Raw genomic sequence first — 11667 nt, 5'->3', positions numbered from 1 at the left:
GAACCCCCTCGCCGGCGGCCGACCGGACGCTTCGCCCCGTCTGTCGTAGGGTCGGTGGGTGCCCTCCGCTGCCCGCATCGTCGCGTTCGACGACACGCCCCCGCCTCCCGGTGCCTCGCCGTGGGTGGGGGAGCCCGCACAGGCACGGCGGATCGAGATCGTCGACGCGGATGCCACCTGGCCCCTGACCTTCGCGACGGTGCGCGATCGCATCCACGACGCTCTCGGGCAGCGGGCGATCCGCGTCGACCACGTCGGCTCCACCGCGGTGCCCGGGCTGGCGGCCAAGCCGGTGATCGACGTCGATCTCACCGTCGCCGACACCGACGACGAGGATGCCTACGTGCCGACCCTCGAGGCCGCGGGCTTCGCCCTGCGCGTGCGCGAGCCGTGGTGGCTCGGGCACCGGCTCCTGGTCGCGAGCGAGCCCGCCGTCCACCTGCACGTCTGGCCGCCCGACAGCCCCGAGGCCGCCCGCCACCTGATCTTCCGCGACCATCTGCGGGCGGATGCCGACGACCGGGCGCTCTACGCACGCGTGAAGCGCGAGGTCGCCGAGGACGGTCTCATGAGCGCCTACAACGAGCGCAAGCAGGCCACCGTCCGGGCGATCTACGCCCGTGCGTTCGTCGCCGCGGGGCTGATCTCCGGATAGGTCTCAGTCGATCCACGCGGGCGGGTGGGGGAGAGGCCCGCGTCGCGCCTCCAACTGCGACGCGAGCGACAGCAGCACCGCCTCGCCACCGGGCCTGCCGACGAGCTGCGCCGACACGGGATGGCCCTCGGCATCCGCGGTCACCGGCATCGTCAGCGCCGGGAGGCCCGCGACGTTGACGAAGCTCGAGTACGGCGCGTACTCGACCTGCATCGCGAAGGTGCGTTGGGGAGAGTGCCCGGCGTAGGACCCCACGGGCTGCGGAGGCTGGGCGAGGGCCGGGGTCAGCACGGCGTCGAAAGCCGAGAAGTCGGCGATCGTGCGGCGCTCGAACGCCCGCGCGGCGGCGAGCCCGTTCAGGAGGTCGAGCGCCGACAACCGTCGGCCCTCCCGCACCAGCCACGCGGTGAGCGGCTCGACGAGGTCCATGTCGTCGTCGGTGAGCGGCACGCGAGCGGCGCTGGCGCGCCAGAGCACGTGGAATAGCTCCGCGTATCCCCACGGATGCCAGTCGGCATCCGTCACCGCGTGTCCGGCGTCGCTCAGCCAGGCGCTCGTCACCTCGACCGCCGCGCGGGCGTCCGGATCGAGCGCGATGTCCTCGTCGTCGTCCCACGGTGAAACGGTCGTGACGCCGATGCGCAGCTCCCGGGGCTCGCGCCGGGCCGCGTCGACGAAGGGTCCGCCGCCCGGCGCCGTCGTGGCGTACGAGAAGGGTGCGAGATCGATCAGAGCATCGAGGAGGAGGCCGGCGTCTTCCGCGCTGCGCGCGATCGGCCCGGTCACCGACAACCCGTCCGGCGAATCGAAACCGGAACCGAGCGGCAGGCGCCCGCGCGACGGCTTCAGGCCCAGTACGCCGACCGTCGCCGAGGGGATGCGGATGGACCCCCCGCCGTCCGATCCCACGGCGGCGGGCAGCAGGCCCGCGGCCACCGCGACGGCCGCTCCTCCGCTCGAACCGCCGGCTCCGGCGGAGAGGCGCCAGGGGTCGCGCGCCGGGGCGTGGATGAGGGGTTCGGTGAAACCGGTGAGGCCGAACTCCGACGTGGACGTCTTGCCGATGTTCACGGCGCCGGCGGCGTCGAGGGCGGCGGCGAGGGGGTCGGACGCCGTGGGCACGTGATCGGCGCGCGAGCGCGAGCCGTAACGGGTGGGCACCCCCGCCCGCGCCACGAGGTCCTTGTCGGCGAGGGGGACGCCCCAGAGCGCTCCGCGCGGCGACGGCGGCAGCTCGGAGATACGCTGCCGCGCTGCATCGGGGGAGACCTCGGCGAACGCGCCGAGATCGGTGAAGCGCTCTGCTCGGTCGAGATAGTGAGCGGTGAGGTCGGCCGGCGCGAGCTCGCCGCGTCGAAGGGCGTCGACCTGGGCGGCGAGCGACAGATCGTGCAGACGGGTCATGTCTCGAGCCTAGGGCGAGCCCCGGTCACCGCAGCGGGCGGGAGGTGCACCGACGCGTCGGCGTGCGAACGAGCGGGCGGCGCCGGCGCCGAGCGTCGCGGAACCGACCCTTCGCCGGCCGCGCGCCACGCGGCGTGGGGCGGCGCGGAACCGGCCGTTCACCGGTCTCGCGCCGCGCTCGAGGATGCGGCTCAGATCCAGTACTCCGGGGTCGTGAGCAGAGCGCGGGTGTCTTCGCCGCTGCGCCGCGTGCGCGCTTTCGCGGGCACGCCCACCAGCACGCTATCGGCCGGGGCGTCTCGGGTGACGACCGCGTTCGCGCCCACGACGGTGCGCGCGCCGAGGGTGATCGGCCCCAGGATCTTCGCTCCCGCGCCGATGGCGACGCCGTCGTGCAGCGTGGGATGACGCTTGCCGCCCTCGCGCTGCCGACCCCCGAGCGTCACGCCGTGATACAGCATGACGTCGTCGCCCACCTCCGCCGTCTCGCCCACGACGACACCCATGCCGTGGTCGATGAAGAAGCGTCGACCGATCATCGCTCCCGGGTGGATCTCGATGCCGGTGAGCCAGCGGGTGACCTGTGAGAGAGCGCGCGCGGGGAAGCGCAGCCCACGCGACCACAGGCGATGCGCGACGCGGTGCGCCCAGACGGCGTGCAACCCGGGGTACAGCAACGCGATCTCGAGACCGCCGCGCGCCGCGGGGTCGCGGAGCTTGGCGGAGGCGATGTCTTCTCGGATGCGGGAGAGGACCCCCACGTCAGTCTTCGCGCAGGTGCTCGTACAGAGCGGTCGAGAGGTACCGCTCGCCGTACGAGGGGATGATGACGACGATGTTCTTGCCCGCCGCTTCGGGACGGCGCGCCACCTCGAGAGCCGCCCAGATGGCGGCACCCGACGACATCCCGACCAGGATGCCGTCCTTCGCGGCCGTCTCCCGTGCCAGGCGGATCGCGTCGTCGAACTCGACGTCGATCACCTCGTCGATGATGTCGCGATCGAGGATGGCGGGCACGAAGTTCGGGCCGATGCCCTGGATCTTGTGGGGCCCCGGGTGCCCCTTGGTGAGCACGGGGGAGTCGGCGGGCTCGACGGCGACGATCTTCACGTCGGGGTTGCGCTCCTTGAGCACCTGGCCGACGCCGGTGATGGTGCCGCCCGTGCCGATGCCGGCCACGAAGTAGTCGACCTCGCCCTCGGTGTCGCGCAGGATCTCCTCGGCGGTGGTCTTGCGGTGGATGGCGGGGTTGGCCTCGTTCTCGAACTGGCGGGCCCACACGGCGCCCGGGGTCTCGGCGACGATGCGCTTGGCCTCGTCGACCGCGTGCGACATGCCCTTGGTGGGGTCGGTCAGCACGAGTTCGGCGCCGAACGCCTTGAGCAGGATGCGACGCTCCTTCGACATCGAGGCGGGCATGGTCAGGATGACCTTGTAGCCGCGCGCGGCACCGACCATGGCCAGAGCGATGCCGGTGTTGCCGCTGGTGGACTCCACGAGCGTCCCGCCGGGCTTGAGCTCGCCCGAGGCCTCCGCCGCGTCGACGATCGCGATGCCGAGGCGGTCCTTGACGCTGGAAGCGGGATTGTAGAACTCGAGCTTCGCGAGGATCTGCCCCCCGGCGCCCTCCGCCACGCGGTTCAGCCGCACGAGCGGCGTGTCGCCGAATGCAGAGGTGATGTCGGAGTGGATGCCGGGCATGGCTCGCCTTTCGCCGTCGGTCGGGACGAGATCATTTTAGGCGAGCCTTCCGACGGGCCGGCTCGTGTGACGCCGCTTGACGACACGACCCGCCCCCGTCCACCCGTCGGCCCCACGCGAGCCCGGACCGCGCACACCGCCCGACTAGGCTGGGCTCCCGTCATGCCTGAGACCGCCCCTCTCCCCGCCCCCACGGCCGCATCGGTCGCCGACGTCGTCCGCGACACGGCAGCCCGCCTCCGCACAGCGGGCGTCCCCGACCCCCACGTGGATGCCGAACTGCTCGTCGCCCATGTGCTGGAGTCCTCGCGAGGCGGTGTGCAGGCCGCGGCGATCCGCGGCGACCGCATGCCCGACTGGGCGGCCACCGCCCTCGCGCCCCTCGTCGACCGCCGCTGCGCGCGCGAGCCCCTCCAGCACCTCACCGGACGCGCCCCCTTCCGGTCGATGGAGCTCGCCGTCGGCCCCGGCGTGTTCGTCCCGCGCCCCGAGACCGAGATGGTGGCCCAGCTCGCGATCGACGCCCTGCGAGCGGCGGCCTCCGACGCCCCCGTCGCCGTCGACCTCGGCACCGGCAGCGGCGCGATCGCGCTCGCGATGGCGACCGAGGTGCCGCACGCGCGCGTCTACGCGGCGGAGAACAGCGTCGATGCCTTCATCTGGACGAAGCAGAACCACGCCCTCATCGGCGCCGACAACCTCTCGCTCGCGTTCGTCGACCTCGCTCACGCGTTCCCCGAACTCGACGGGACGGTGTCGGTGGTCGCGTCCAACCCGCCGTACGTGCCCGACGACGCCATCCCTCGCGATCCCGAGGTGCGTCTGTTCGACCCGCCCGCCGCCCTCTACGGCGGCCCCGACGGCCTGGACGCCGTTCGCGAGCTCAGCCGGGTGGGTCTCCGACTCGCCCACCCCGGCGGCACGATCGTCATCGAGCACGGGGAATGGCAGGGGGAGGCGATCCGCGCCCTCCTCACCGCCGATGGGTGGCGCTCGGCATCCACTCATCCCGACCTGACCACGCGCGACCGCGCGACGACCGCGATCCGCCCCTGACGCACCGGGTGACGACGCGCCGCGCACGGCGCGACTAGACTGGCGCGCGACATGTCACCCGTCTACGACTGCCGTGACGAGTCGCAGCTGCTGTCCGGGATGCGCCACGCGCGTCAGGCGATCGGCCGAGGCGAACTCGTCGTGCTCCCCACCGACACCGTCTACGGAATCGCCGCCGACGCGTTCAACACGCGCGCCGTCGCGGGGCTCCTCGAAGCGAAGGGGCGCGGACGTCAGCAACCGCCGCCCGTCCTGGTCGCGGGCGTGAGCACGCTGCGCGCCCTGGTCGCGGAGATCCCTCCCGCGGTCGACGACCTCGTCCGCGAGTTCTGGCCCGGCGGCCTCACGATCGTGCTCCCCGCGCAGCCGTCGCTGTCGTGGGACCTGGGCGACACGCACGGCACGGTCGCGGTGCGCATGCCGGCGCAGAAGCTCACCCTCGAACTGCTCGAAGAGACCGGCCCCCTCGCGGTGTCGAGCGCCAACCTGACCGGCATGCCCGCCGCCGTCGACATCGACGCCGCGCGCGACATGCTCGGCGACAGCGTCTCGGCCTACCTCGACGCCGGTGTGAGCGAGACGGGGGTGGCGTCGACCATCGTCGACGCCACGCTGCTCGTCGGCGGCTCCGAGCCGGTGGTGCGCGTCCTCCGCGAGGGCGCCGTCTCCCGCGAACGCCTCCGCGAGGTGCTCGGCGATCTGCTCGAGCCCGACCCGGTCGACGACCGCGACGCCCCGACCCCGGCGGGCGCGCCCTCCGACGTCTCCCCGGACGACGCAGCCCCGGATGACGAGGCTCCGGGTCCGTGACCCAGTACCTCCTCACCATCCTCTTCACGGCGGCGGTCACGCTCGCGCTGTCGTGGGTGGTGTGGAAGCTCGCCCTGCGCTTCAAGCTGTATCCCGGCATCCGGGATCGGGATGTGCACAAGACACCCACGCCCCGCTTGGGCGGGGTCGCCATGTTCCTCGGCGTGGTCGCCGCCTTCGCCCTGTCGAGCCGGAACCCCTACTTCTCGATCTTCTGGACCGATCCCGTCCCGGTGCTCTCGCTCCTGGGCGCGGTGCTGCTCATCGTCCTGGTCGGAGTGGCCGACGATCTGTGGGACCTCGACTGGATGATCAAGCTCGGTGCGCAGTTCGTCGCCGCCGGGATCATCGCGTGGTTCGGGCAGCTGCAGATCCTCTCGCTGCCCATCGGCGCCCTCACGGTCGGATCGAGCTGGGTGAGCTTCCTGCTCACCGTCTTCGCGCTCGTCGTCGTCATGAACGCCGTCAACTTCATCGACGGACTCAACGGCCTCGTCGCCGGTGTCTGCCTCATCGCCAACGGCGTCTTCTTCGCCTACTCCTACCTGCTGGTACGCGACACCGGCGCGAGCACGTACTTCAACCTCGCCTCGTTCATCGCGGCGGTCCTGGTCGGCGCCTGCCTCGGCTTCCTGCCGATGAACTGGACGCCCGCGAAGCTCTTCATGGGCGACGCCGGTGCCCTCATGCTCGGCCTGCTGATGGCCAGCTCGGCGGTCGCCATCACCGGTCAGCTCGACCCGGCGGTGCTCGACCCCGAGAAGATCGGTCGCTCGCAGCTTCTGGGTGCCTTCATCCCCATCCTGCTGCCGGTGGTCATCGTGCTGCTGCCCCTGCTCGACTTCGGTCTCGCCGTCGCCCGGCGGCAGTGGGCGGGGAAGTCCCCGTTCTCGCCCGACCGCAAGCACCTTCATCATCGGATGCTCGACATGGGGCACTCCGACCGCGACGCCGTCCTGATCTTCTACAGCTGGACGGCGGTGGTCAGCCTCGCGTTCCTGCTGATGTACATCGGCACCCAGCAGAGCTGGCCGGGCGACTACGCCATCGGGATCGCCTTCGGCGTCACCGGGGTGCTCGCCTGCGCCGTCCTGACCCTCCTTCCTTCATCGCACCGTCTGCGGCGGCTCTCCCGTCGCGTCCGACCCACCCGACCGGAGTCCCCTTCATGAGCAGCGTCTCTCCCGCCCCCCGTCGACCTCTCTCCAGTACGCCCGTGCTGCGCACCGCGCTGGTGTGGGGCGGTGTCGTCACCGCGGTGCTCCTGGTCGTGGGCGGCGTCGTCGGCTTCCTCGTCGGGGGAGCGGGCGGCCTCGGCAGCGCCCTCGCGGGGATGGCCGTGAGCGCGATCTTCCTCGCCGTCACCGCGACGAGCATCCTCGTCGCGAACCGGTGGTTCGGCGACCCGCTCTACGTGCCCATCTTCTTCGGCATCGTGCTCGGGGGGTGGCTGCTCAAGCTCATCCTGTTCATCGTGGCGATCGTCGTGCTGCGCGGACAGGACTGGGTCGATCCGGTGGTGTTCTACGTCGCGCTGGTCGTCAGCGTGATCGCGTCCCTCGCCGTCGACGTGGTGGTCCTCCTGCGCATGCGGATCCCCAGCGTCAGCGACATCACGCTCCCCACCGACCCCGAAGCGGGCGACCGGCGCGCCTGACCGGCCCATAACCCACCCGCACGCCCCGTCGCGCACGTTAGTCCGGCGGCGAGACGATCACCTCCCGCGGACTCATGGATTCGCCGGGAGTTTGATAGGGTGGCATAAGTACCCGCCCGCGATGGGAAATCTTCTCCAGGTTCGCACTTCGGGTACCATCACCGACCATCGTCGCAACGGTTCACACCGATGCCCCGAAGCTGGAGCCAGCGCTGTCCACTCAAGCTGCGACCCTGATCACGAACTTCGCGTCTGCGGGTGCGGAGTTCCACCCGCCCTCCATCTCCGAGTTCTTCCCCGACGCGGTCCTGTTCGAGGGCACGATCTTCGCGATCACCCGCATCAACCTCACGCAGATGCTGGCGACGCTCGCGCTGGTCCTCTTCCTCGTGCTGGGCACCCGCCGCATGAAGGTCGTCCCCGGCCGCTTCCAGAGCATCGCCGAGATGGGCCTCGACTTCGTCCGCGTCAACATCGCCGAAGACATCCTGGGTCGCAAGGACGGCAAGCGGTTCCTGCCGATCCTCACCACGATCTTCTTCATGGTGCTGTTCATGAACATCACGGGTGTCATCCCGTTCCTGAACATCGCCGGTACGAGCGTCATCGCCGTGCCGCTGCTGCTCGCGATCGTCGCGTACGTCACCTTCATCTACGCCGGCATCAAGAAGAGCCCCGGCGGCTTCTTCAAGAACGCGCTGCTGCCCTCGGGCGTGCCGTGGCCGCTGTACATCATCATCGTCCCGCTCGAGTTCCTCTCGACCTTCATCATCCGCCCCGTCACCCTGACGCTGCGTCTTCTGATGAACATGGTCGTCGGCCACCTCATGCTGGTGCTGTTCTTCTCGGCCACCCAGTTCTTCGTGGTCGGGCTCAGCGGCTGGTGGACGGCGCTCGGCGCCGGCTCCCTCGCCTTCGGCTTCGCCTTCACCCTGTTCGAAATCTTCGTCGCCTTCCTCCAGGCGTACGTCTTCGCGATCCTCACCGCGGTCTACATCCAGCTCGCGGTCGCAGAAGAGCACTGAGCGGCCCGGCGCACGCCGAGCCACCCAACGAAAGGAAAAAACCCGTGGACGCAACTACGGTTCTCGCCCAGGTCACCGGTAACGTCGCCACGATCGGCTACGGCCTCGCCGCCATCGGCCCCGCCATCGGCGTGGGCATCGTCGTCGGCAAGACGATCGAGGGCGTCGCCCGTCAGCCCGAGCTCGCGGGCCGCCTGCAGGTCCTGATGTTCATCGGTATCGCCTTCACCGAGGCGCTCGCCTTCATCGGTATCGCGACCGGCTTCATCTTCACCTGAACCGGCCGCTCTCGACTCACTGTAAGGAGACAGGATGCTGAACGCTCTTGTCACACTCGCCGCGGAGCCCGCGGGAGAGGCGCACAACCCGCTGATCCCGGCGTGGTACGACATCATCTGGTCGGCCGTGTGCTTCGTCGTCATCATCTTCGTGGTGTGGCGTGTGGCCCTGCCGCGGATGGCGAAGCTGCTCGACGAGCGCAGTGCTGCCATCGAGGGCAACATCGCCAAGGCCGACGAGGCTCAGCGACAGGCCGAGGCCGCACTCGAGGAGTACACCGCGCAGCTCGCCGAGGCGCGCCGCGAAGCCGGTGAGATCCGCGAGTCCGCAACCCAGGACGGTCGTAAGATCGTCGCCGAGGCCAAGGAGACCGCTGCGTCCGAGGCAGCCCGCATCACCGCCAGCGCGCACGCGCAGATCGAGGCCGAGCGTCAGACGGCCCTCGTGCAGCTGCGCTCCGAGGTCGGTACCCTCGCGGTCGACCTCGCCGGCAACGTGATCGGTGAGACCCTGTCGGACGACGCGCGCGCCAACGCCGTGGTCGACCGCTTCCTCGCCGAGCTCGAGGCCTCCGAGAAGGCGGCCAAGTAATGGGCAGCGCGACCACTCAGGCCCGGACCGCGACGTCGGAGGCCCTGGCCTCCGCGTCGGGTGTCGATCTCGACGTCGCACGCGAGCTGTTCGCTGCCGTGGCCGCCGTGAGCGGATCGGCGCAGCTGAGCGGCGCGCTGTCCGACTCGTCGGTGCCGGCGGAAGCCCGGGCGGGGCTCGTCTCCGCCGTGTTCGGTCCGTCGTACCGGCCTGCCACGGTGGAGCTGCTCTCGCGCGCCGCTCAGCAGCGCTGGTCCAGCGCCGCGGAGTTCGTGGAGGGACTCGAGGAGCTCGCTGTGCGGGCCACCTCGGTCGCCGAGACCGGTGACATCGAGGCCGAGCTCTTCTCGTTCTCGCGCACGGTCGCCTCCAACGGCGAACTGGAGCTCGCGCTCGGCGGTCGTCTCGGCGACGCGTCGGCGAAGGGCACGCTCGTCTCGACCCTCCTCGATGGGCGCGCGAGCGCCGGCACCGCCCTGATCGTGTCGTCGCTCGTCGAGCACGCGCGCGGTCGTCGGGTCCGTGCCCTGCTCCGCCGCGCGGAGCGCATCGTGGCCGATCAGCGATCGCGCATCGTGGCCACCGTGTCCGCCGCCGCACCGCTGAGCGCCGACCAGCAGACCCGTCTGCAGAACGCTCTCAGCGCACGTTACGGCTCGGCTGTCACGCTGAACACCGTGATCGACCCGACCGTGCTGGGTGGTCTGCGCGTGCAGGTCGCCGACGACGTCATCGACGCGAGCGTGTCCGCACGTCTCGCCGACCTCCGCCAGCGGATCGCCGGCTGAAGACTTTCCGCCCGAGCGGGCGTGATCTTGGGGGCCGAGGGCCCCACGAACGAAGGAAGACAATGGCAGATCTCTCTATCAGCCCCGACGTCATTCGTGACGCGCTGAAGGACTTCGTCAACGCCTACGAGCCCACCGGCGCCGCGGCGACCGAGGTCGGCGCCGTCGTCGACGCGGCCGACGGCATCGCCCACGTCGAGGGACTCCCCGGCGTCATGGCCAACGAGCTCATCCGCTTCGCGGACGGCACGCTCGGCCTCGCCCAGAACCTCGACGAGAACGAGGTCGGTGTCGTCGTGCTCGGCGAGTTCTCCGGCATCGAAGAGGGCCAGAGCGTCACCCGCACGGGTGAGGTGCTCTCGGTCGGCGTGGGCGAGGGCTACCTCGGTCGCGTGGTCGACCCGCTCGGCAACCCGATCGACGGTCTCGGTGAGATCGCGACCTCGGGTCGTCGCGCGCTCGAGCTCCAGGCTCCCGGCGTGATGCAGCGCAAGAGCGTGCACGAGCCCCTGCAGACCGGCATCAAGGCCATCGACGCCATGATCCCCGTCGGCCGCGGCCAGCGTCAGCTCATCATCGGCGACCGTCAGACCGGCAAGACGGCCATCGCGATCGACACGATCATCAACCAGAAGGCCAACTGGGAGTCGGGCGACGTCAACAAGCAGGTTCGCTGCATCTACGTCGCCATCGGCCAGAAGGGCTCGACCATCGCTTCGGTGAAGGGCGCGCTCGAGGACGCCGGTGCGATGGACTACACCACCATCGTCGCGGCCCCCGCGTCCGACCCCGCCGGCTTCAAGTACCTCGCGCCCTACACCGGTTCGGCCATCGGCCAGCACTGGATGTACGAGGGCAAGCACGTCCTGATCATCTTCGACGACCTGTCGAAGCAGGCCGAGGCCTACCGCGCCGTGTCGCTCCTGCTGCGTCGCCCGCCGGGCCGCGAGGCGTACCCCGGCGACGTCTTCTACCTGCACTCGCGTCTGCTCGAGCGTTGCGCGAAGCTCTCCGACGAGCTCGGCGCCGGCTCGATGACGGGTCTGCCCATCATCGAGACCAAGGCCAACGACGTCTCGGCGTACATCCCGACCAACGTGATCTCGATCACCGACGGCCAGATCTTCCTGCAGTCCGACCTCTTCAACGCCAACCAGCGCCCCGCGGTCGACGTGGGTATCTCGGTCTCGCGCGTCGGCGGTGACGCTCAGGTCAAGTCGATCAAGAAGGTCTCCGGAACGCTGAAGCTGGAGCTCGCGCAGTACCGCTCGCTCGAGGCTTTCGCGATGTTCGCGAGCGACCTCGACGCGGCCTCGCGTCGTCAGCTCGCGCGCGGTGCGCGCCTCACCGAGCTGCTCAAGCAGCCGCAGTACTCGCCGTACCCCGTCGAGGAGCAGGTCGTGTCGATCTGGGCCGGCACCAACGGCAAACTCGACGCGGTCGAGGTCTCCGACGTGCTGCGCTTCGAGCGCGAACTGCTCGACTACCTGCGCCGCAACTCGACCGTGCTCGACACTCTGCGCGAGACCAACGTGCTCGGTGACGACACGCTCGCGGAGCTGGAGCAGAAGATCGACGCGTTCTCCAAGGAATTCCAGCCCGGCAAGGACCAGAGCGTCGTCGGCGCCGAGAAGGTCGACGCCGCCGAGGCGGAGGACGTCAACCAGGAGCGGATCGTCAAGGGCCGTCGCTGATAGCGAC

13 protein-coding genes are annotated in these 11667 nt (G+C 70.4%); 10 read left to right on the top strand and 3 right to left on the bottom strand.

The genetic code is table 11. From position 1 onward, the window contains the following. Positions 1 to 58 precede the first annotated feature (58 nt). Positions 59 to 655, top strand: a complete 597-nt coding sequence (locus AB0230_RS01610; protein WP_315993185.1) for a GrpB family protein — start codon at positions 59 to 61, stop codon at positions 653 to 655. A gap of 3 nt (positions 656 to 658) precedes the next feature. On the opposite strand, the gene AB0230_RS01605 is transcribed toward AB0230_RS01610, so the two are convergent. The 3 genes from AB0230_RS01605 to cysK all read right to left on the bottom strand — a co-directional run bounded on the left by AB0230_RS01605 (position 659) and on the right by cysK (position 3760). After that, positions 659 to 2059 (bottom strand): amidase, encoded by a 1401-nt coding sequence (locus tag AB0230_RS01605; RefSeq protein ID WP_366373562.1) that lies wholly within the window; start codon positions 2057 to 2059, stop codon positions 659 to 661. A gap of 191 nt (positions 2060 to 2250) precedes the next feature. Beyond that, positions 2251 to 2820, bottom strand: coding sequence for a serine O-acetyltransferase EpsC (gene epsC, locus AB0230_RS01600; RefSeq protein ID WP_366373560.1), 570 nt, complete (start codon positions 2818 to 2820; stop codon positions 2251 to 2253). A 1-nt stretch (position 2821) separates the two neighbouring features. Beyond that, positions 2822 to 3760, bottom strand: a complete 939-nt coding sequence (gene cysK, locus AB0230_RS01595) for a cysteine synthase A (RefSeq protein ID WP_315993182.1) — start codon at positions 3758 to 3760, stop codon at positions 2822 to 2824. Between the two features lie 162 nt (positions 3761 to 3922). On the opposite strand from cysK, the gene prmC reads away from it, so the two are divergent. The 9 genes from prmC to atpA all read left to right on the top strand — a co-directional run bounded on the left by prmC (position 3923) and on the right by atpA (position 11660). Next, positions 3923 to 4816 carry a peptide chain release factor N(5)-glutamine methyltransferase gene (gene prmC / locus AB0230_RS01590; RefSeq protein ID WP_363392765.1) on the top strand — a complete coding sequence of 298 codons (894 nt, stop codon included), beginning with the start codon at positions 3923 to 3925 and terminating at the stop codon, positions 4814 to 4816. Positions 4817 to 4867: 51 nt separating this feature from the next. Further along, entirely contained in the window at positions 4868 to 5626 is a 759-nt protein-coding gene (locus AB0230_RS01585; protein WP_315993180.1) for an L-threonylcarbamoyladenylate synthase, read from the top strand. Next, positions 5623 to 6798, top strand: a complete 1176-nt coding sequence (locus AB0230_RS01580) for an MraY family glycosyltransferase (protein WP_315993179.1) — start codon at positions 5623 to 5625, stop codon at positions 6796 to 6798. Before AB0230_RS01585 ends, AB0230_RS01580 begins: the two co-directional genes overlap by 4 nt. Next, complete coding sequence (locus tag AB0230_RS01575; RefSeq protein WP_366373557.1) at positions 6795 to 7283, top strand: hypothetical protein; 489 nt, start codon at positions 6795 to 6797, stop codon at positions 7281 to 7283. Before AB0230_RS01580 ends, AB0230_RS01575 begins: the two co-directional genes overlap by 4 nt. Before the next feature lie 233 nt (positions 7284 to 7516). Then, on the top strand, positions 7517 to 8308 hold the full coding sequence (gene atpB, locus AB0230_RS01570; protein ID WP_315994578.1) for a F0F1 ATP synthase subunit A: 792 nt from the start codon (positions 7517 to 7519) through the stop codon (positions 8306 to 8308). Between the two features lie 44 nt (positions 8309 to 8352). Further along, positions 8353 to 8586, top strand: coding sequence for a F0F1 ATP synthase subunit C (atpE, locus tag AB0230_RS01565; RefSeq protein WP_043360904.1), 234 nt, complete (start codon positions 8353 to 8355; stop codon positions 8584 to 8586). A 34-nt stretch (positions 8587 to 8620) separates the two neighbouring features. Beyond that, positions 8621 to 9178, top strand: coding sequence for a F0F1 ATP synthase subunit B (locus AB0230_RS01560; protein WP_315993177.1), 558 nt, complete (start codon positions 8621 to 8623; stop codon positions 9176 to 9178). Further along, entirely contained in the window at positions 9178 to 9966 is a 789-nt protein-coding gene (locus tag AB0230_RS01555) for a F0F1 ATP synthase subunit delta (RefSeq protein WP_366373554.1), read from the top strand. The genes AB0230_RS01560 and AB0230_RS01555 overlap by 1 nt, the downstream gene beginning before the upstream one ends. Positions 9967 to 10028: 62 nt before the next feature. After that, positions 10029 to 11660 (top strand): F0F1 ATP synthase subunit alpha, encoded by a 1632-nt coding sequence (atpA, locus tag AB0230_RS01550; protein WP_315993175.1) that lies wholly within the window; start codon positions 10029 to 10031, stop codon positions 11658 to 11660. Positions 11661 to 11667 lie beyond the last annotated feature (7 nt).

Origin of the sequence: Microbacterium sp. NPDC089190 (genome assembly GCF_040701795.1) — a bacterium.
Lineage (GTDB): Bacteria > Actinomycetota > Actinomycetes > Actinomycetales > Microbacteriaceae > Microbacterium > Microbacterium galbum.
This window is presented reverse-complemented; position numbering and strand designations above follow the sequence as displayed.

Bases quoted from the DNA above. Each gene is read 5' to 3' on its own strand.
- AB0230_RS01585 (WP_315993180.1), top strand. From the start codon at position 4,868: ATGTCACCCGTCTACGACTGCCGTGACGAGTCGCAGCTGCTGTCCGGG.
- atpA (WP_315993175.1), top strand. From the start codon at position 10,029: ATGGCAGATCTCTCTATCAGCCCCGACGTCATTCGTGACGCGCTGAAG.
- AB0230_RS01605 (WP_366373562.1), bottom strand. From the start codon at position 2,059: ATGACCCGTCTGCACGATCTGTCGCTCGCCGCCCAGGTCGACGCCCTT.
- AB0230_RS01575 (WP_366373557.1), top strand. From the start codon at position 6,795: ATGAGCAGCGTCTCTCCCGCCCCCCGTCGACCTCTCTCCAGTACGCCC.
- AB0230_RS01560 (WP_315993177.1), top strand. From the start codon at position 8,621: ATGCTGAACGCTCTTGTCACACTCGCCGCGGAGCCCGCGGGAGAGGCG.
- cysK (WP_315993182.1), bottom strand. From the start codon at position 3,760: ATGCCCGGCATCCACTCCGACATCACCTCTGCATTCGGCGACACGCCG.
- prmC (WP_363392765.1), top strand. From the start codon at position 3,923: ATGCCTGAGACCGCCCCTCTCCCCGCCCCCACGGCCGCATCGGTCGCC.
- AB0230_RS01555 (WP_366373554.1), top strand. From the start codon at position 9,178: ATGGGCAGCGCGACCACTCAGGCCCGGACCGCGACGTCGGAGGCCCTG.